Source organism: Candidatus Peregrinibacteria bacterium, assembly GCA_016220175.1.
Classification (GTDB): domain Bacteria; phylum Patescibacteriota; class Gracilibacteria; order CAIRYL01; family CAIRYL01; genus JACRHZ01.
Genome location: JACRHZ010000076.1, coordinates 1 through 21,213 on the forward strand (window position 1 = coordinate 1; position 21,213 = coordinate 21,213).

General features: G+C 38.5%; 17 protein-coding genes and 1 tRNA gene. 8 read left to right on the forward strand and 10 right to left on the reverse strand.

Going from position 1 to position 21,213, the window contains the following annotated elements:
- Positions 1-109 (forward strand): IS30 family transposase (locus HZA38_06420; GenBank protein MBI5415115.1); only part of this gene is annotated, 109 nt, incomplete at its 5' end.
- A 46-nt stretch (positions 110-155) separates the two neighbouring features.
- Here the strand turns inward: HZA38_06420 and HZA38_06425 are convergent.
- The 4 genes from HZA38_06425 to HZA38_06440 all read right to left on the reverse strand — a co-directional run bounded on the left by HZA38_06425 (position 156) and on the right by HZA38_06440 (position 3,870).
- Positions 156-902, reverse strand: a complete 747-nt coding sequence (locus HZA38_06425; GenBank protein ID MBI5415116.1) for a hypothetical protein — start codon at positions 900-902, stop codon at positions 156-158.
- Positions 903-1,091: 189 nt separating this feature from the next.
- Positions 1,092-1,727, reverse strand: a complete 636-nt coding sequence (locus HZA38_06430; protein ID MBI5415117.1) for a hypothetical protein — start codon at positions 1,725-1,727, stop codon at positions 1,092-1,094.
- 102 nt (positions 1,728-1,829) lie between these two features.
- Positions 1,830-2,924, reverse strand: coding sequence for a hypothetical protein (locus tag HZA38_06435; GenBank protein MBI5415118.1), 1,095 nt, complete (start codon positions 2,922-2,924; stop codon positions 1,830-1,832).
- A 28-nt stretch (positions 2,925-2,952) separates the two neighbouring features.
- Entirely contained in the window at positions 2,953-3,870 is a 918-nt protein-coding gene (locus HZA38_06440; GenBank protein ID MBI5415119.1) for a M15 family metallopeptidase, read from the reverse strand.
- Between the two features lie 245 nt (positions 3,871-4,115).
- Between HZA38_06440 and HZA38_06445 the strand changes: the two genes are divergently transcribed.
- Positions 4,116-4,361, forward strand: coding sequence for a hypothetical protein (locus HZA38_06445; GenBank protein ID MBI5415120.1), 246 nt, complete (start codon positions 4,116-4,118; stop codon positions 4,359-4,361).
- Between the two features lie 89 nt (positions 4,362-4,450).
- Here HZA38_06445 and HZA38_06450 read toward each other — a convergent pair.
- Together HZA38_06450 and HZA38_06455 are read right to left on the reverse strand one after the other, a co-directional pair.
- Positions 4,451-4,527 (reverse strand) — tRNA-Pro (locus tag HZA38_06450).
- A 127-nt stretch (positions 4,528-4,654) separates the two neighbouring features.
- Positions 4,655-5,248, reverse strand: a complete 594-nt coding sequence (locus tag HZA38_06455; GenBank protein MBI5415121.1) for a cupredoxin domain-containing protein — start codon at positions 5,246-5,248, stop codon at positions 4,655-4,657.
- A 123-nt stretch (positions 5,249-5,371) separates the two neighbouring features.
- Between HZA38_06455 and HZA38_06460 the strand changes: the two genes are divergently transcribed.
- Positions 5,372-5,935: a prephenate dehydratase gene (locus HZA38_06460; protein ID MBI5415122.1), complete on the forward strand. Its 564-nt coding sequence runs from the start codon at positions 5,372-5,374 to the stop codon at positions 5,933-5,935.
- Between the two features lie 53 nt (positions 5,936-5,988).
- Positions 5,989-6,558, forward strand: coding sequence for an HD family hydrolase (locus HZA38_06465; protein ID MBI5415123.1), 570 nt, complete (start codon positions 5,989-5,991; stop codon positions 6,556-6,558).
- A gap of 28 nt (positions 6,559-6,586) precedes the next feature.
- On the opposite strand, the gene HZA38_06470 is transcribed toward HZA38_06465, so the two are convergent.
- Positions 6,587-7,156: a hypothetical protein gene (locus HZA38_06470; GenBank protein ID MBI5415124.1), complete on the reverse strand. Its 570-nt coding sequence runs from the start codon at positions 7,154-7,156 to the stop codon at positions 6,587-6,589.
- 292 nt (positions 7,157-7,448) lie between these two features.
- Between HZA38_06470 and HZA38_06475 the strand changes: the two genes are divergently transcribed.
- Both HZA38_06475 and HZA38_06480 read left to right on the forward strand, forming a co-directional pair.
- On the forward strand, positions 7,449-8,609 hold the full coding sequence (locus HZA38_06475; protein MBI5415125.1) for a bifunctional (p)ppGpp synthetase/guanosine-3',5'-bis(diphosphate) 3'-pyrophosphohydrolase: 1,161 nt from the start codon (positions 7,449-7,451) through the stop codon (positions 8,607-8,609).
- 26 nt (positions 8,610-8,635) lie between these two features.
- A complete protein-coding gene (locus HZA38_06480; GenBank protein MBI5415126.1) occupies positions 8,636-10,600 on the forward strand; it encodes a PAS domain S-box protein in 1,965 nt (654 codons plus the stop codon).
- 13 nt (positions 10,601-10,613) lie between these two features.
- Here HZA38_06480 and HZA38_06485 read toward each other — a convergent pair whose 3' ends face one another.
- Positions 10,614-14,441 (reverse strand): hypothetical protein, encoded by a 3,828-nt coding sequence (locus HZA38_06485; protein MBI5415127.1) that lies wholly within the window; start codon positions 14,439-14,441, stop codon positions 10,614-10,616.
- A 194-nt stretch (positions 14,442-14,635) separates the two neighbouring features.
- Here HZA38_06485 and HZA38_06490 point away from each other — a divergent pair, with 194 nt between their 5' ends.
- A complete protein-coding gene (locus HZA38_06490) occupies positions 14,636-15,043 on the forward strand; it encodes a hypothetical protein (protein ID MBI5415128.1) in 408 nt (135 codons plus the stop codon).
- A gap of 42 nt (positions 15,044-15,085) precedes the next feature.
- On the opposite strand, the gene HZA38_06495 is transcribed toward HZA38_06490, so the two are convergent.
- Together HZA38_06495 and HZA38_06500 are read right to left on the reverse strand one after the other, a co-directional pair.
- Positions 15,086-17,716 (reverse strand): type IV secretion system DNA-binding domain-containing protein, encoded by a 2,631-nt coding sequence (locus HZA38_06495; GenBank protein ID MBI5415129.1) that lies wholly within the window; start codon positions 17,714-17,716, stop codon positions 15,086-15,088.
- A gap of 1 nt (position 17,717) precedes the next feature.
- Positions 17,718-18,572 (reverse strand): hypothetical protein, encoded by an 855-nt coding sequence (locus tag HZA38_06500; GenBank protein MBI5415130.1) that lies wholly within the window; start codon positions 18,570-18,572, stop codon positions 17,718-17,720.
- Positions 18,573-18,733: 161 nt separating this feature from the next.
- On the opposite strand from HZA38_06500, the gene HZA38_06505 reads away from it, so the two are divergent.
- Positions 18,734-21,213: hypothetical protein (locus tag HZA38_06505; GenBank protein MBI5415131.1), on the forward strand; the 2,480-nt coding region annotated here is incomplete at its 3' end.

Consider the following 21,213-nt stretch of genomic DNA (forward strand, 5'->3'; position numbering starts at 1 on the left):
CAAAGTATCAGAAGAAAAAATCTATGCAGTACAAGAAAAACTCAACGACAGACCAAGAAAATCACTTCGATATCGTACTCCAAATGAAGTCATTTCTGATCTCCTCTAGGGGTGGTGCTTATAATCCTTGAATTTTCCTCCTTATATCTCATTCATTAGCAAAGCTCTACTTTTACTTCTTTTTCAACCTCAACCTCTATTTCCGATGACTGAAGATTTGGATCAAGACAGAAAAAACAAACTGTTACGGAAATAAGCAGATGATCATCATTCTCTCTTGAAACAAGATCTAGGAATGCTGCTATAGGGTCAGTAAGAAGAGGTCTGGGGACCATTTTCTGTATCTCCTCAGAAAGTTTATCCATCACCAAACTATCTGAAGAATGCACCCAACTCTTCAGTACGTTATTCCTTTCTTCTTTACTCCACTCTCTCGGTAAAACATTTTTGAGTCGTTCTCTACAACATACCAAGCTATTCCCGGTTAAGGAATTCTTATATCGAAGAAGTGCCTGCATCAATTCTTCATCGGTGAATACAAGTCCTTTCTTTTCTCTACTCTTTTGTAATTCTAGAAAAATATCCCCTAATCTCGGATTATAGTTGGCTAATTCAGTTGCTGCTCTCCTTTTCTGAGCCTCTTGTAAAACTCCTTCTAAGGGGGCTTCAAGTAAATGAGAAATTTGTCCAGAATAGTCACCCATAAATTGGCAAAGATTTCTCAGATTGGGTCTAATGGCTCCTCCTGGATTTTTTTTCGCATCACCCAACATTTCTGTTAGCAAGCGCCTTACCTCTTCGACTGTTGGCAATGCTCCATGAATAGAAAGCAATTTTTCGATGAAGACTTCTCTCCATGCAGCCTTTTCTTGATGATCTTCGGCAGAATTATGACCTTCCATATGAATTATTAATGGCGCATATCATAAAAGAAATATGTTTGCTTGTCAATAACTACTGCCTGCCGGTATCCGTCAGGAAAGTCCTTTAGAAACGCAGGAATTTTTATTTGCATGAAACGCCATTTTTCACATTTGTTTTTGACTTCTCATAGCAATGACTCAGGCAGAGGACAAATCTTGCGAGTCAATCTATTTCTCATAATTTTCATAAACCTTCACATCATTAATAATCTCTCTTTCGATCTCATTATTATTTAAACCAACATTTTGTTCTTGAGGATCAGGAGGTTTTAGCATTTTTCCTTCGTTAAAATAATACTTATTTTCTATTACCTTTTTTTCTTCTGAATCAAATTTTTCATCCAATTTCGACTTTTCATAACTGAATCTCGTTTTTAATACAAAAATTAACTTCCCGTTCTGAAAATAATACTGAGAAGTTTGATCGTCTCTCTCTCCTTCAAATTTAACAATTATTTTTTTTATTTCTTCTTTATCATAAATTTTCTCAAGATTAATCATAACTAATTCGTATATTTTAGTACTTTCAAATGAATAATTATGAGGATTTATATCTTTGTAAACATTAATATCATGGTATGACTTTCTTTCATATTTTCCTATTGAAGTATCAATTTTTGAACGTATCTCTTCAATTTCTTCTTGCGATTGAAACTTGTCCTCAATTTTCTTAACTTCTTCCGAGTGCAATTTGCTTCCTGATAAAGGCGTGTCTTGCGCTGGTGGCTTTGGAGCTGTTCCTATTGTAGAAAACCCGAGTTCTAAAAAAAAGATGAAGGCGATAAATTTGAGAATTATATTCATACACTATTAGGAAATTTAGGAAAGTTTATCATTTTTTTTCATTTTTTTTTCTGAAGATCGCCTGTGAATTGTCCAAAAGTTATCTGGAAATGAGGGGGATTTTTATTTGCATGAAACTCCCTCTTTTAATTTGTTGAATCCGAGATCATCAAATTCACCAGGAAATCGATCTGCTTCCTCCTTGAATTTCTGTGATTTTTGATCAACTTCTTTTCCTTCTTCAATCCAGTTCGTAAGCACTTCATTCTTAAAATAATATTTACTCTCAGTTTCTGACTTATTTTTCGAGCCTTCCATATAAAATGGCATATCATATTCTGTCGTCAAAGAATCGATAAAAACTACATTCCCATTATTGAGATAAATATTTTCTTCAGTTTTTCCGTTTTCCCCAAAAAATATTGCTGCCACTTTTACAAGAGCATTGGAATCGTAATAGGATATGACAGAGGCGCCTTCTGTGCTGAGTCCGAGTATACCTCCCTTGCATACAACATATCCAAAGGGATTGTTGTCTATTTCATTTATGTAATCTTCAGTTTCTTGAATTTTTCCGGCAAGTGACATATTTTTAGTCACATGATTTTTTTGAAGTTTTTTCGACTCGTCAAGGAATTGAAAACTCCCAATCATCTCACTCAGATAATCAGTTTGTTGACCATCTTGCAGATCAATCAGAGGTGATTGATCTTTTTCTATAAGAACGATCTTTTTTTCTGTTGGAGAATAATGCAGAAGTGATGTTGGAGTGGCGGAACATCCTTCTTTTTCAGTATTTACAATGGTATTCAATCTCACGAAGTTAGTCTCGACCATTTTATTATATTCTGGAAACAGTTGACAATTCTTTCCATATTGTTCCTGAATAAATTTCCGGATATCATCTTCTGACTCAATATTTTTTCCAAGAATCAGTGGTATTTTAAATTCAATATTCAAGCCATTTCGTCCAAAAATATAAAATATATTCTTCTCCTGAAGAAGAGAAATTTTATTATTTCCGAGCATATATGGATACTGAATCGTAAAACTATATTTACTATTAACGTACGAATCCCATCTTTTTGCAATTTGCTCCTCCCTGTGGTTCCTAATTGATGGTGCTTCTTCAGTTGATGGATTCGGCACAGTTTCAATTGGAGCAGATCCCAGTTTAAAAAAGAAGATGAAGGCGATAAATTTGAGAATTATATTCATACACTATTAGGAAATTTAGGAAAGTTTATCATTTTTTTGCATTTTTTTTCTGAAGGTCATCTTTTGATTGTCCAAAGGTCATCTGGAAATGAGGCGGGTCTGTGTCTGGTTTTTTCCAATCACCGCCCCATTCGAAGCCGAAACTTTTTGCTATATTTACCACACTCTGAGTAAGAACTTTCCAAGTTGGCTGACCATTTTTCATTTCATACACGTCAATAGCCAAACCATAATTATGATAGCTTTCACCTCCTTTTGCATTAGTTCTCCAAGGACCAGCAGGAGGATCGGTACGACTCTGATTATAAAGTGCATTTTGCTCTGCTATGCTACGGTATCCGTCCCCAACACGCAATTGAGTATCTTGCTCTTGTTCCGCAGTGTTAATAAAATCTGTTGCTGGAACCTGAACCTTTGGATCAAGTTCTTGTATTCTTTCCGTTGTTTTGGAATCCCATGTTTCGTCGGAAAATGAAGCAGGATCTTTTATAAATTTCTCAATCGCTGTGGCCATCTTATTCACAGCATCTGAGAGCGTCTCTTTGCTGCGATTGTCAGTGTAATTGTTCGCGCTTTTTGCGAGCCAACCATCACCTTCTCCGAAATTATCAAAAGTGAGAATACTCCCTAATTTGCTCAAGACAGAAGCATCTTTTTTAATTGCGCCACTCGGATCCACATACCTCAGTGGATTATTTCTCACATAGGAATATTTGTTGAATGACTGGGGATCAGTGAGGTCTCCTTCCCATGGATCTTGAGAAGCAAATTGCCCTATTTTTGGATTATAGTATCGAGCTCCGTAATAATAGAGATTCGTTTCCGGATCGAGTTCTTTCCCGTTGAATTTGTAATTATTTTCATAGGCAAAAGTAAATTCACCGGATACACAAAGGAAATATAAAACAAAAATCGTCGTGAGAAAAAATGAAAAGGAGTTTTTCATACAAAAAATAATAATGAGAAAAAACTAACTTCATTGTAATTTCTCTACGAAATGAAAAAAGTTTTGCAACAGAGAAGATGCCGAAACTGTGCTTCAGACCACCACTATCATGAACACGATTCTGTTGTCACTGGTCGACGACAGAATCGGAAAAGAATTTTTTATTGTTTTTTTACATATATATACTATTGTCATGTTGATAAAAAACATATATAATTACTATGAATTAACTATATTTTATCTATATGACTACTGTATTTTTCAAAATTAACGACATTCAGGAAAATGAGGTTAAGGGAATGATGCAGGAGGAAGGGTACACCAATAAAGCTGAATTTTTTCGCTTTTTGATCAAGTTTTATAAATACAACAAGGGGGCAAATGAGAAAAATTTTGAAACAGCAACAAAAGAATTAGCTGCCGTCTTGGGAAAACTAAACAAGGAAGGTAAGCTGACATCATCACTTGATGACCAGCTTGCAGATGTATAAAATTGTTATTACCGATTATTTCAAAAAACAGCTGAAAAGGTTGGTCGGGGCGATCCGCCTCGGGCGGACGACCGCACTAAACTTCAAAATGGTCGGGGCGGCGGGATTCGAACCCACGACCGCATGACCCCCAGCCATGCATTCTAACCAACTGAACTACGCCCCGATTTGTTCGAATTCTAAATTTATCTCCACTTTTTTTCAAATCATTCTGCATTCTTTCCCCCAAAAAACAAAAACGTTCCCCCTCACTCATCGCGAAAAGGAACGCTTGAGATATTAAACTCTGGTCTTTATTGAGGTGTCGCCTTCTTCTCCACCACCGTAAGTTGCCCCTTCATATTCCCGTGTCCTTCACCGCAGAGAACAGAGCAAACGAATGGAAATGTTCCCACTTTATCAGCAACAAATTCAATGTCAACTGTCTCTCCAGCAGGAACCTTTTTATTGATTCCATACTGTGGAATAGCAAGACCATGCTCTACATCAAGGCTTGTTACCGAAAGGCGAACAGTGTCTCCTTCCTCTACAGTAATTTCTGAAGGAATAAATTTCCATTTTTTTGCTGTCATAACAAACTCTTTTACATTTCCTTTGGCTACGGGAACATTTTCAGTATTTTTTGCTTCAGGAGCGGGGATATTTTTCACATCACTCTCTTTTTCTTTATTTTCTGGAACATTTTTTGCATCTTTTGCTTGAGGAGTATCAGTATCCGTTCCTTTCACTTCAGGAGCGACCTTATCATTTCCAGGAACGGGCGTTTCTGTGGATTTTTTCTCAAGAGATTTGTTAGGAGTACGAGATTTTGGAGTATTACATGCGGAAAGTGATAGAAGAAGAAGCAGAGCACTTCCGAAAACAAATGATTTTTGAAGAGACTTCATAAAATTATGGTATGAAAGAAAGAAAAAAAAGCTGGGCGATTGTATCAGAAGAAAAAAGATTTTCAAAACCAATTTTTTTGGAAAAAAGTGTATACTGTTTCCTGAAAATAATTTTCTCCCATTATGCCATTTACCATTGGAATTCAGGGAGACGCTGGCAGTACAAATGAAAAAGCGTGCAAGTTTTTTGCGAGAAAGTATCAGTGGAAAAATTTTGAAATTCGTTATTTGATCACCACTGAGAATGTTTTGCGTGCCCTCGAAAACAACAAGATTTCTTATGGAACATTCGCGTGGAAGTCATCGCGAAATGGACTTGTGGAAGAAACTCAAAAAGCAATAAAAAAATACCAATTTGAAAAAATAGATGAAGTAGTGCTTCCATCCGACCATGTTCTCTTGGCAAATTCTAAAATTGATTCCGAAAAAGTAGTTCATATTTTTTCTCATCCGCAAGCTTTGGAGGAACATAAAAGTTTTCTTGAAAAACATTTTGCGAAGTTTTCTCTTCATGAAGAAATTGACACTGCTTTCGCGGCGAAAAAACTTTCACAAAATGAGTATCCTCAAAATTCTCTCGTTCTCGCTCCAAAATCCTGCGCAAAAATATATGGACTCAAAATATTTCTCGAGAATATTCCGACAAACAAAGGATATGAAACGACAATTTACCTCGTAAAAAAATAAGATTCAGGAATTGAATTTAAAATTCAAAATTTAAAATTTAAAATTTTTTTCCTATGTCTCCAAAATCTCTTCTCCACTTTTTCTTTGAAATCGGAAATCTCAGACGTATTAAACATGAAGGCTGGCGTCTTGCCGGCGTTGAAAATCCAGAAAGTGTTGCCGATCACTCTCTGAGAGCGGCACAAATCGGCTATGTGCTCGCTGTGCTCGAAAAATACAAAAACCCTGAGGAAGTTTGTGCTATGCTTGTGTTTCATGACATTGGAGAATGTCGAGTAGGCGATATTCATAAAGTAGCAAATTATTACATCGAAAATGTGCACGAAGAGCGCGCTGTTTCTGATCAACTCAAAAATCTTCCTGAGATTCAGGAAAAAATTATGAAGCTGTGGAAATGTACGGAAGAAAGAACTGGAATCGCCGGAAAAATTGCGAAGGATGCTGACCTCCTCGAACAAGCGCTTACAGCAAAAGAATATCTGGAGCTTGGCTACAAAGCTGCAGAAACATGGATCACAACCATAGAAAAACTCGTACATACGAATTCAGCGAAAGAACTCTTGAAAGGACTTTGCGCTGCGAATTCCTATGATTGGCTGTCAGAGGCAAAAAAGAAGATATAGGTGATTCTCGCAGAAATTCTCCTCAAATTTATGCCGCTGTTTTTTCCGCCTCCTCATACTGTATACTTTTTGTTGTAACGCGAGGGAGATCACTCGTTGAGCCATCAATTAGCCATCGGTTTATTCTTTCTGCAAATTCTTTTTGTTCACGGTCTAACTCTCCCGGAGCAGCGGTGCTGGCTAAGTTTCTTGGTTCTCCGAAATGCAAAATCCGTACTGGATGTGCTCCATAATGCTCTCGTCCGTCAGAATCAAGAGAAAGCGGAGCAGGATACATAAAATATTGGGGAATACGACTTACCACCATTCCGAGAGTTCCTTCACTCACACTTCGCAATGCGTTTCTAATTTGTAAAAGTTGTGGATCTTCTTCACTTTCTTTTTCAAGAATATCAAGTAACATTGCTCCGAGAAGGGCTCCTATGTCAGCTGCTTTTCTTCCCCCTCCCTTTCTTTCTTGACCATCCTCACCTCTAAATGTCGCTTGAAAGCTTTCTTGAGAAACACCTTCTTCCGCTACAACAACTTTTCTCTGTTCAGAAGTTGCTATCTTCAGCAGTTCTCCCATTAATTCACTATATTCATTTCCTTCTCGCATATAATTTCTAAATAAAATTTTGTGGAAAATAAATCCTCACTCGATACTTTCCACTGAATTTTATGTTTTGTCAATATCTTCTTGCGAATAAATACGGACTGTGTTTGCCAATCATGACTGATCGAGTATATTTTGAGTAGTTTGGTTAAAAATTCGCATTAAGAGACTTTAGAAAAAATTTTGAATGAACATGAGAATCGGAGTATATTAAAAGAATATTAAATAGTGGACTTCGTTTTTGGCAATATGATATAAAGAAAACTCGTGTATCTCAATTTTTCCAAAGTAATTCGTGCTTCAATTCCTCAAAAAACAGGCTTCCTCTAAAGAAGAACTCCTCCTTATGGAGAAGTGGCTTAAGTTCCTTGTGTACCCAAGGGATTCCAAGGAAAATATGGAAATCCTTATGGAGTATTTTTTTACAAATTTTGCGAAATTGCCATATGTATTTTATAAATTTCTCGTCTTGATCAAAGAAAATCTCGATTTTTCAACACGGATATCCTCGGATAAAAAGCACCTTGCGAGGAGATATCTGGAAGTAATTGCCCCGCTTTGTCAACGATTTGGATTTAATGAAATGAGAGATATTCTTTCTGATGTGAGTTTTGAGCTACTGTATCCACAAAAATATGCATCTATCGGGAAAGCTCTCCTGAAATATGAGCGCCAATCGAAAAAAGTGATACATCGCATCACTGAGAGGCTTCAGGAAATCCTTAATTCTGAGAAGATCAAGGGTACTGTTCTCGGCAGATACAAAAAAATCCACAGCATAGCCCAAAAAATGGAAAAAAAAAGAAAAGAGGAAATATTTTCACTCCGAGATATTTTCGCCTTTCGAATAATTCTTGAGAATCCCAACCCTGCTGAATGTTTCCACATGCTTAATCTCCTCCACGATCATTTCACTCCCTTACCAGAGCGGTTCAAAGACTATATTACCATTCCAAAAATTAACGGGTATCAGAGCCTTCACACGGGACTTACCAACGTAATTTCTGGTCTGAGTATTCCCATAGAGGTGCAAATTCGAACGAGAGTGATGAATGATTTTGCAGAAAAAGGACTTGCCGCTCACTGGTTTTACTCGCAAAAGAAAAAGACCGAACTCCTCAGCCAAAAAGAAGCATATTTTGTGCGATATTTTTCATTTCTCTCTCAAAAAGAAAGCACTAATATATACTTCTTTTCTTATGAGCGAGATCTCTTTCGCATGGAACACGGGGTAACTGTGTTAGATTTTGCATATTTTCTCCATACGGATTTGGGAAATAAGGCGAGTTTTGCTCGGGTAAATGGACAGAAAGAAGAACTGAATTACGGCATTCAAGAAGGTGACAATGTGGAAATTATAAAATCTCAGGAAAACCAGGTGTCCCGCAACTGGCTGGACTTTGTTTTCTGTCGGAATACCCTTCGAAGAATTTCTCTCGCACTGAAAGACAACTAATATTTTCTTATCCTGTTTTTTCCCACATGACAAAATCTTTCTCAAAAACTCTCTATCAGAAACTCATTGAACACATGAATGAAGCTGTGTGGATGGGAGATAAAAATGAATGTACTATATATGCAAACCCAAAATTCTGCGAAATCATGGAATATTCCCTCAAAGAGATAATCGGGAAAGAGTCTTATGATTTCTGGGATAAAGAAAGTGCAGAAACTGTACGGAAAATAAATGCGAATGACAGGAAAAATGGTGTTAGTTCCAGCTACACAGGAACACTTATTTCCAAAAGTGGAAAACGCATTCCTGTGCTTCTGAATGGGACTCCACTCCCTGATGGCGGTACAATCGGCATTATGACGGATCTTACAAAACTTGAAGAAAAGGATTCCATCTACAAAACGCTCATTGAAAATATGAATGAAGCAGTATGGATGGGCGATAAAAATGAACATACTCAATACGCGAATCCAAAATTTTGTGAGATCATGGGATACACTCTTAATGAAATTCTCGGAAAAGAGTCGTATGATTTTTGGGATGAAAATAGTGGAAAAATCGTACAGAACGTGAATGCTCGTGACAGAAAAAATGGTGTTGGTTCAAGCTATCAAGGAGTACTTATTTCAAAAACAGGAAAACGCATTCCTGTTCTTCTAAATGGGACTCCACTCCCTGATGGCGGTACAATCGGCATTATGACGGATCTTACAGAACTCGAGAAAAAAGAATCTATTTTTAAAATGCTTATTGAGCACATGAGTGAAGCCGTGTATTTGACAGATAACAAAGCACGGATTGTGTATGCCAATCCTGGTTTTTGTACAATGATGGAATACTCTCTCGATGAAGTTTTCGAGAAAAGTGAATATACATTTTGGGATAAAGAAAGTGTTCAGAAGATTCATGATGTAAATTCTCGTGAGAGAAAAAAAGGGCAAAGTTCACATTACGAAGGAGTACTCGTCACAAAACATGGGCAAGAAATACCCGTTTTTGTGAGTGGTTCACCTTTGCCAGATGGAGGGACTATTGGTATTTGTACGGATTTGCGAGAAATTCAAAAAAAAGAAGAAGAAAAAAAAATTCTCAGCAATGCTCTTCAATTCACAACTGATGCTATTGTTCTTTTTAATCACTCAGGAATAGTGAAACTTTGGAATAGTGGTGCAGAAATGATGTTTGGTTACAAAAAAATCGAGATTGAGGGAAAATCTCTTCAAAAAATATTCCCGGGAAAAGATCTCTCTGATATTTTTCATGGGCAAAAAGTGCTCCACAATTTCGAACTTACTGGGAAACACAAGAACAACACTGAAATTTTTGTTTCCGCCACGCTCACATCCCTTTCTCATGAAACTTGTGATAAAGAAGGTGACAAATGCTCATATCTCCTTATTGCAAGAGACATAACCAATCAGCATAAGTTTGAGGAAGAACTGACGATAAAATATCAAAAATTAAAAGACTCATATAATCAATTCGGAATTATACGGAGGCAGATGGATTACGTATTTGAACTCCTCGATGTTGCAGAAAATGCTTCTAGTTTAAAAGGAATTGCTGATTTTATTGTGAGTGCCATTATTATGCTGACGAGAGTTGATGCCTGCGTCCTCAGAAAATACAACCCTAAAAAAGATACTATGGATCTCCTTGCATGTGCAGGAGTTACAGATGCTTGGGAAGGCACCTACAGTTTTCCGCTCAAAAATACACTTGCAGAAAAAGCCTTTGAATCTGGAATTCCTCTTAAAATAATAGATGTCAGCAAAGAGCCAAAATATCGAACTCCAAGTCTTGCCAGAAAACACAATCTCTGCTCGCTTCTTCTCATCCCTCTTAAATATCATTCACAACGCGTCGGAGCGCTTTGGCTTTATGCTACTCCAGACAAAAAACTGGAGATTTTTGAAAATGAATTCATCGAGAAGTACGCGCAACTTGTGGAAATGATTTTGGGAATTATTGACCAAAAAGGTCAAAATTAAACCCGAAAAGAATTTAAGAAAAAGTTCCCGCAAGATGTTCTAAAGTCTGCAGGAGAAGCCACTTTCCGGCATCTCCTCTTTCGCTTTGCCTGATGAGATCGTAGTTTTTTCGAGGACCGGAAATACCGATTCCAAATCTCTCTTGCCATATATTTCCGACACCGCGTTCTTCGAGTTGTGCAAAAAGTCGACTAACATCATCTTTTCCAGGAGCAAGTGATATTTCCGGATGAGGTTGCATAACAATACCCTTCCCATTGAATATTTCTGCAATAACCGGCATTCCACTCAATTGACTCGTCGCAAGCCACCGTATTATTCTTTGAGTGTCATCAAAAACTCCTCCATCTCGATGATCAACAACATGACTCGAGTGTGTCGAAGCAAGAGTAAGAATACGAGGGAGATCATGAAATATATGGTGAGAGTGAGATGCGTTATCAACACGAATTGGAACAGGTCCAAACTCTAAGCCTCCCTGAACAACTTCTATCGGAGGTTTCTGGTGAGTTTTTGTTCCCAAATTTATATTCATCATTTCTCCAACAGTTTTACATATAATTTGTTCACCAAGACAAATGCCGAATGCTCGGACATTTGAATTTCCTTCTGCCATATTTTCAAGAGGTCTCTGCAGTAATTTCCCCATAGCTTCAGCATTTCGATCATCTGCATCTTCCGACCCGCCTCCTGATACGAGAAGACCTCCATTTTGAAGCAGGTTTTCAATTGATAAACGGATACCTTGAACGTGACGGATTATTTTCTCCGGTTCAGTGGTCTGAGACATTTCCCTGAAATCTGTTTTTGCATCAAATACTATGCTGCCAAATTCAGTTCCAAATATTTCTCGCAATCTTTCTCTCAAAAAAATGTTTGTAATACAAGTCGTGAGATCTATGAGGAGAAGCGGCTGACGACTACTTCTCCGCTTCCCAACACCAATCCCTTTATGACTAAGCCGTAGAAATGCTTTCGTGAGGCGTTGAGATCGTTCTTGAAATTCACCTTCTCTTGAAAAAAGATCCTCATGAGTCGGCAGTTGCACCGGAGGGATAACCTTATGAGGTCTATCATAATCTCTTCTCTGAGGACGAGAAAATGTGATTTCTGCTGGTATTGTTGGATAAAATTGAACTCCTTGAAGTGGAGTCCTTGGTTCTGCATCAACATTAAGCAGTCTTTTTACTTTCCGTGTGGATCTGAGAATATCATTTACTGTTCTCCTCATTCTCTTCAAAATATCAATAGATTCGCCGTGATTCAGAACATTTCCAGCTTGTGGACCTTTCATAAAATTTAAAAGAATTCTTCCTTGTTCTGATTGATTCCCGAACTCTTGCAGAGATCGGTAGACGTTCACTATTTCAGGACTCATGAGTCTTTCGATCGAGCCTTTCCCGTTCCTTTCTTCATAGGATGCTGCCACTTGAAGGAGCTCATGTTCCATTCCTTCGCGTATTCGCTTATGAACACCTCGAAAAGCCTCATGCTCCATTCCTGGCTGTGCCGCTTCCAATATTTCTCTTCGTAAAGTACTCACAATAAAAAACTCTGGACGACTCATAACATTTTCAATACTGTCAAAATATACGCCTGAAAATATCATGTCCTTATGAGCATTGGTGAAAAATGGCTTCCCCTTTTTTCTTCCTCTCCTTTGAATCAACACTGATTTTCTCCCGTGTGTTTCAGCATCTAAAATAACCTCTACCTTGAAGGCTTTTCGTAAGGATTCATCACTTTCGATAACCTCTTTGAAAACATCGAGAAATACGTCAAGTCGATAATCTCTGCTATAGGATTCTTGAAATTCATCATTTCCATACAGTGCTCCAGTCCCTAATATTTTAAGTTCTGCTCTAATTGTTTTTTTGAGTTCATCTCTGCTTTGGTGTGTTCCGCTTTTTCTGCCAATACAGAATCCCACATTGTCTTTTGGCGATATATGACGACCAATTTTTGAAAAAACAGACGGAACAAAACCAATAAGGCTCATTACAGTAGATCTATTGAGATTTGGAAGAGATAGAGAGTACTCTTTAAATTTCTTTCGATACCCAGGATTTTGATACTCCTGATAATTCTGAACTCCAGCAATAAATTTTTCGGTGAACACTGTTCTGAGTACTTCACATACTTTTTGTACTCTTTCTTCTGTTGATGGAACGTGCGGAATAGGCTCTTCTAGGGTCTCCAAGATTCTTTCTTGTTCGCAAAGAGCCTCTCTGAGCTTTCTCGAGAAATTATCGAATGTGAGATCATCATGATCATGATATGAAGGTATCGATCTCAACTGTGTGAGGAACCCCGTACCCCATCCTGTTTTAGCACTTTGAATATCTCCTGCCTTTGCCTGATCATATGCATTTTGAAGTTTGCGTAATTTTCTATAGCCTCTTCGTGCTTGTATTGCACTTTTGTACTTTCGATACTCCTGATGCAAAGTGAGAATCTCAGAATTAATTGCCTGAGAAATTGCTTCTCCTGATATGGCTATATTTGTGAGCTCTTGAAAGCATTGGGAAATTGTTTGTGGATTTTCGCCTTTTGAGAGTCTATTCTTGAGAACGTGCAAAGCTTGTAATTTTTCACTGATTCCTTCTGTTAATTGCCGCTCTGATAATTGGCAGCGAGCTATTTGTCGTGAAATACGAAATGATTCTTGCTTAAAATATTGTATTTCCCGGTCTAATTCAGGAACAGCATCCTTATCAGTTCTTTTTTTCTTTGCAACAAGTGCTTCTTGTTGTCTTGAAACTTGATCTTTTTGACGACGCAATACTTCAATGTTCACATCCTCTTCCTCCCATCCTAAAAATTCCAACAGCCTTTTATAAACATCGAGAAGCTCAGGATGATGAATATCAGCAATATCAACTGTGACATCATCTTCAAACTCTGAAGATTCTATAAGTTTTCCTCTTGTAACATCAAGAATTTCTGGAAGCCACTCTTGTGGATTCGCAAGAAGTTCAAATACAATGTTCATATCATAGAGACGCTTATTTTGGTCCTCTACTATAACTCCATCTTTTCTTTCTGTTGGCCACCTTCTTTGAATAGCTCTTTGGAGACCTTTGCAAATGACTCTTACAAATTTTTCTATTTCTGGATTTCCTTTTTGACGTTCTTGAACAAAAGGCATGATAATATCTTCAATTGCATGATAGAGCACATCACCTACCCCAACTTCCGTCCAAAGTTGTGATCGTGTCAATGATGTTTTCCGTTCGCCAGATCCATTTGACTTTTGAGAAATAGGTTTTTCATAATCATGATATCTTCGAAGGACTTCAGACCATATACCAGTCCCCGCACCAAAATTTATACTCAAATACGGACGACTCGGAGGCGTTCTTTCTAAAAACTCTTCGGCAAGTATAATTTGTGCCATGATCACACCCTTTATACCATCAAACCCAAGTGCGCGCGCACCGTCGTCTAATCTGCTTACCGACCAGTCCCCGAGCTCAATGGTTCGTCCAAGACCTATCAGTTGCATCCATTCCGTAAAATTCTTATATGCTCTTGATGCGTAAAGAGTTTTCAAGAATTCTTGATACCGTCTCGGATCTCGGTTTACATCCCGTTGGTACGCTGCGCTCCTTAATCTTTGCTCGATTTTTTCATGTGTTTCAAAAACGAGCTTTCGAATTGCTTCGTCATTGCATTCCTGAGGTATCACACCACACTCTTCAAGAAGTTCACGACGATCCTGCATTCGAACAGTAAGTTCAGCTGGAAGAGCATGTGGCCATATTCCAGCACCAGAATGCTTGACAAAAGTCCCCTTCTCAGGTATTACATTGCAATCTTGATCACTAGGATGCTTATGCATTGTTTTATGAATCTTATGATGAGCCATTGAACTCTTTTCTAATAAATTAAGAAAATATTAAACCCATCTCCTGATTATCCTTGCAATAATGAGGAATTTATTGTACTTTGGTACTCTAAAAAGTCAATATTTCCTGAGATTATTGTACACTTTTTGTGCCATTCTAATTTTTTCGATTTTATTATGCTTTGCTCATGTTAACGGAAGCAAAAAGCCCATCAGTAGGAATTCCCTCTGGTCTAGACACGGCATTAGGCGAACTTCAGCGCAGCCTCAAGGGGAGAAAAAACTTATCTCTTCCGTTATTATTAAAGCCTGGTAGCGATAGGAATACTCTTGCACAAACGATAGCCACATTACGAAGCCGCCTGGGGATATGTACTAATGCTACGGTCTCAACAGAGATAGTTGAAAAGATACAAAGGGATATTGAAGTTATTTTGAATCATCTGAATGTTAAAGAATTTAGTGTAAATGAAATTTCAAATGGAATGAGGGAATTGATTGCATGTTTACTAAAATTGGTAACAATGCTTGAAGATTTTCAAGGAAATATTACTAACGCCATTTCTCCAAAAACTCTACGTCTCCAAGAGACATAGAAGTAGAAATAGTGGAGCATTAATGATAAAACTATTTCTTTTTTATTCAATCATCCCGAGCCTTGCCTCAATTTCTTTATCCACGAATTCACGTTTTCGCCCATACTTCATTCGAGAGTATTCGCGAATAATTTCTGCGACTTTCTGGTTTTTTCCCGTGACATCCCAAATAGTTTCGAGGGAAAACGGTCTCGAAGATGCATTGTCGATATTGAGTTTGAGGTACGCTTTATAATTTGAAACGCCGAGAATGTCTTGATCGGAAAGTGTTGGCGCATATTCTTTTGCAAAATATTCCGCATCTTCCGCGCCGACTTTGAACGTTATCATCGTTCCCACGTTACCGAATACTGCTTCTTTCACTTTTGATTGTTTTTCATAATTGTGCGTTTCTTGGAGCTGCGCTATGTACTGATGCGCCATAATAAGAGCAAGGTGATATTTTCTCGCCTCGGAAAGAATATCCGCAAAAGCATCTGTTGCGAAATTTTGAAACTCATCCACATAGAGATAAAAATCCTTTCGTTTCCTCTCCGGAATATCAGCTCGACTGAGTGCCGCCATGGCGATTTTATTGACAAAGATGAGACCGAGAAGTTGCGCGTTGACATCTCCAATTTTTCCCTTCGAGAGATTGACGAGAAGAATTTTTCCCTCATCCATAATTTGACGAATATTAAATGCGGATTTCTGTTGTCCGATAATATTCCTCATCGTCGTATTCGTAATGAATGGACCGAATTTTGAAGAAAAATAGGGAATCATTTCTTCTTTTTCTCTCGCACCAGTTTTCGCCATTTCATTTTCCCAAAACTGTTTTACTACAGTATTCCGACATTTGGAAACTTTATATTTTTGAAATTCATCATCCACAAAAAGTCGCGGAATATCGATAAGCGTTGCGCCTTCCTCCTCGTCATCCATAAGAGTGAGACATCCATTTCGAAAATAGTGCTGAATTCTTGGACCGAAAATTTCATTCCCGAAAAGTTTGAGAAAAATTTCCATCGCGTCGAGAGACGCACGATCTTTTTCTTCGGGCGTATGCGCTTCCAGAAGATTAAGTCCCATCGGACGTTCGATGTCTGAAGGATTAAAAATGATGACATCACGTGCACGTTCCTTCGGAATATATTCCAAAATATCTTCTACAAGATCTCCATGTGGATCTACAACGCAAAAACCTTTTCCTTGCTCCGCATCTTGCCGCGCGAGAAACGAAATAAGCGCAGATTTACCAGAACCAGATTTTCCGATGATGTACATGTGACGCGACCTGTCCTGATGCTTGATAAAGATTTTTGTTTTCTGCCCTCGATAACTATTAAGTCCCAGGAGTTGTCCTTCCTGAGGAATATCTGGTGGCGGCGGAAGCACTTTATATTTCAGCCATTTGATGATCGCAGCAGTGTTGTATTTCGCATCTGGAAAATGAAATATTGTGGCGAGTTCATCTGGAACCATAAGAGAAATTTTTCCAAAATAGAATTTTCCCAAGCGACGTTTGAATCCGTGATATATGAGGGGAGCATTGATGAAGTTCATCGGGATTATTCGCCGATTCTGGAACCAATTATTATACGAATCTTTAAAAATAGAAAACGCCACCACCAGATTGTTGAGGATGTCTTCGACTCGAAAAGCTGTTTTTGCACATGCCATAACGCGAATGGTGGTATCGAATCCGGGTTGCCCCGCTTTGGTTCCCATTCGTTTAATCGCCTCTTCCTGAGGCTGAATCATACGAATAAAGTGATCTCCACCACTCGCTCCAGGAGCATTCGTTTTTGAAATATTGTCAGCACCTCCGGGGATGAAAAGGGAGAAAATGAAATTGAGGAGAGATCCCAAAATCGGAATACTCGACAGAATCGGAATATTCCATGTTTTTTTTCGTTGATAAAGATCCGTCGCATTTTTCTCTGCTTTTTTCCTCCATTTTTCACTTCGAATCGGATTCACAATCATTTGAATAACCGCCGTTTCATCTTCTTCAAGTTTAGAAAATACGTTTGAAAGATCGTTCAAAGGGTCTTCCTCAATTTCTCGATACATGAGGATGGGCTTGAAAATATCCTCCTTGAGATACATGTAGAAACCATTAAAGAGATGTTTTTCTCTTTTAAATTCATAGTCTTGAGTTGCTTCGATGTCGGCACTCGGATAAAAAGTGGTGATCTGTTTTTCGACAATGCTCTGAAAATACTCATCGCACACAACATAAAAACTGAGCTGTTTCTCTTTCATCACGAGTTCAAATGAGATTTTTTCAAAATCCCAAATGAATGATTTTATGGAATGTATTAAATTCAAGTCCGTGAGTTCCGTAAGCGCCCTATAGAACTGAGCCATGACCGCGATTTTTTCTTTAAAATCTTTTTCTACTTTTTTTTCATAATCAACTTTTGCGTCCGAACGATTGAGCTTCACTTCCAAAAAAACGAGATCTTCAACTTTTCGTTCATGGTACCACCACCTTAAAATATACATTCCCGCTCGGAGTTCAAAATAAATCCAAAAAATATCAAAAATAAGTTCTATGGGATTTGCTTTCAAAAATTCCCAAATAGAGTTGTAATCCGCATTCTCCCCCATCCATTTAAGTAAGCTCACGCCAACAACAAGGAGTGTCAGAAAGAAGAGCCGAAATGTGAAGAGATTCTGAAGTTTCATGTTATTTTTTCGATTTGGAATTATCTACGAGAAGCTTCTTCCGAGAAAAATCACGTTTTTGATCCATGAGTTGAAAAAGAAAAAGTGTCCCTACGCTAAAATAGAAAAATGAAATGAGTGGCATCAGTTTTTCATCAATTCCAAAAAGAATATTCCGATCCATTCCAAGCCACTGAATCACATCGCCAAATGTGGGGTCAAATTTCAGAACACTAAAAAATATTCCATAAAAAACAACGGATATAAAACTTCCTTCCATAATCTTCATGGTCTTAAACGCAAAGACTTTATAGCGCTTGAATCGATTTCTGTGATCTTCCTTGAGTTCCTCTTTTGCAAAGAGAGAGAGCCCATAGAAATATCCAAAAATTCCGGAACAAAAAAGATGTACGGGAAGAATGAAGAAAATATTTTCGAGCATGTCTTTAAAAATTTTCACGGGACCTACTATCTCCGGAAATCCTCCGGAAAAGAGGAGATAAAAATGAAACGTATTTCGATAAAACATAAATCCGAGTGCGGTTGCAAAGGAAAGATCCATCACATCATCTATCGTATGAAAATATTTTCCCCCTGTGAGGCGAACAATAAAATTTTTCCCATATTCGATGATTACTCCCATCGCCATAAAACTGAGAAAGATCATGATTCCATTTGGCTGATCTCCTTGAATCCAAAATGAAAGTATGTTTTCAAGTTTATATTGGAAGAGCGCTGAAAACCCCATTGCCATCACAAAATTTAGCCCGAAGAAAAACACCATATTCGAACGATGTTTTCGCGCAAGAACCATGAGCCAAAAAATTATTGGCACAGCGCTGAGAAATGCAGAAAGGAGAAGAAAAGGAATATTCATCTCGATGGAAATTGGTATATGTTTTAAGAACTTCAGGGAATTGTATCACAAAATCTCTGTTTTTTCCAGTGAAAAAGCGGAAAAAATCGGAAAAATGGTGTGGATTTTTTGACAAAAAAATGGTATTATGAAGTGAAGAAATTTCTTAAAAAAATATAAATATGATCAAAGAAATCCTTTTTCGACAACTTCATCCAAAAACAGTACGGCAAGTACTGTACGTGGTTTATGCGGTAATGCTGCTCATAACATGGCATTATGCGTCACTCGTTATGGAGTTTCAAAAAATTACTCCTGCGAAACTCATTCATGTCTTTTCAGAAACGAGACAAGCTGAAGCAGCGAGCGTAACGATTTCAGGAACAGTGTATACCAATCAAGGAGTTACCACTATGGGCAGCGGAAGGACTGTCCGCATTCTAAAGAATGGGACCGATATGAGCAAATCGACAACAACAAATGGCTTTGGAGCATTTTCTATATCTTCAGTAAATACGAGCGCAGAAGATGTCCTGACAGTGTACCTCGACAATGCGACTGAAAATGGCGCAGTGGTAACCCTTTCAAATGCGACCGACATAGCAGATCTGAACATCTATCAGAACTATCTGATTACTCGAACAGAAAGCGGAACAGCTCTCACCAATGCAAATCTCGACACCGCGAATAATGCTGATCCCGGATTATCAAGCGATGACCTGACTTCGCTCTATGATGTTTCTGGTGGAACTTTGACGACGACCACAGGAACCGAACTTCTTATAAAGAATTCATTTACACCAGGAGGAGCCATTGATGCTGGAGGAACTATTGATGTTGATGGGTTATTCGATGCGAGTACCTATGCGATTAATGTTGCTGGCGATTGGGATATTTCCGTAATGATCACGCATAGCGGAAACCTCACGTTTGATGGAACAGGGGCACAAGTATATACAAACAGTACGAGTATGAATAGTACCATGGTAATAAATAAATCAAGCGGAACACTTACCGCTGCTTCATGGTTAAAACCAATGACGGGAAATATTACCTTAACTTCCGGAACACTGGATATTAATGGACAAGCTATCACAGGGAATTCGCTAATCGTTGGAGCCGCAGGAATACTCAAGCTTCAAGGAGGAGAAAGTGTCGGCACTCCAACCCTCAATGCGGGGAGCACGGTTCTCTACAGCAATTCTTTGGGAGAATATACTCTTAGCAACTGGAATTATGGGAACCTCACTATTAATGCGAGTGGCGCGACGTATAATGCTCCATTTCCGACATTCATGGTCGGTGGAAACTTCACGATGACCGCTGGGACGTTTACGGGAAATTCGACAGTAATTTTTCTTTCCGGAAATCTCGACTTGGATGGAGGAACATTTACTTCCACTACAAACGAGTTGCGTCTTGCTGGGAATTTTGATAACAGTGCAGGAGCACCATTAGCTTTTAACGCAAACTCTGGAACAGTAACTCTCAATGGAAATGGACAGAGTATTCTCGGCGCAACTACATTTGCCACGCTTACCAAAACTGGCGCTGACACCGCTACCGCCGCAGATCGAACACTCACATTTGTAAATGGACAAACCACCACAGCGACTACTCTCAATCTCAACGGGTTCAGTAACGCAGAGCCACTTCTCCTCAGATCAAATTCTTCGGGACTCAATGCATCGGTGACCGCTACCACAACGAATGCGAGCAAGCTCGATATTAAAGATGTCTATCACTTGAATGGTCCTATTGATCCGGCAAATTCAACAAATGGTGGAAATGCGAATGGATGGTTTACAGTTTCTATCCTTACCGTAACTGCTGGAAATATCGCGGCTTCTCTGACGACAGATAATGGAACTTTTGGAGTAGCTGGTATAAATGACATTCTCACGATCACTTGGAATGCGGTGAGTGGTGACTCAAATACACTTTCAGATATTGGCACCGTAAGGGCAAACTTGAGTAATTTCGGAGGGGGAGCAACTGAATCTCTCTATGATAATCAAACGAATGGAGACGTGACTTCTGGAGATGGAATTTTCACTCGAGCATTTACGATTCCAGCAGGATCCACTGATGCTGTGGCTCGATCGTTTACTATTACTGCTACGAATACTGAAAGCACAGCCACTGGACCAGTAACAGAAAATACTACTTTCACGGTAGATAATATTGCACCAACAGTTTCTGTTGCATGTATTTCTGTAACAGGAGCGACCGGAACAAATGGGCTTTTTAAATATCGTGACACACCAATCTTACGATGGGACAACAGCAATCTCGGAAGCGGATGTACCAACAATAACAGTGATATTGCTTCCGTAGCTTTTAATGCCGCGAATTTCAAGGCTGCAGATACGAATCGAGCTGGATCAGTGGCTTCGAATGTCTGGACAGCATCTCTCTCTGGAGCAATGGATACACAGAGTGACACAAACAATAATGTTACCGTGACGGCGACAGATGACGCGGGAAATGCAACTTCTCTTGCAGGAACAAACAACTATACTATTTACACGTTTTTCCCAATTCTTGCTCTGACAAATATTGTTTCTCCAACTTCTGATGTGATGCCAAGAAATACAGTGCAATACACTTTTACGATTACAAACAGTGGAACAGGAAATTCTCCCAATGCCATATTTACGAG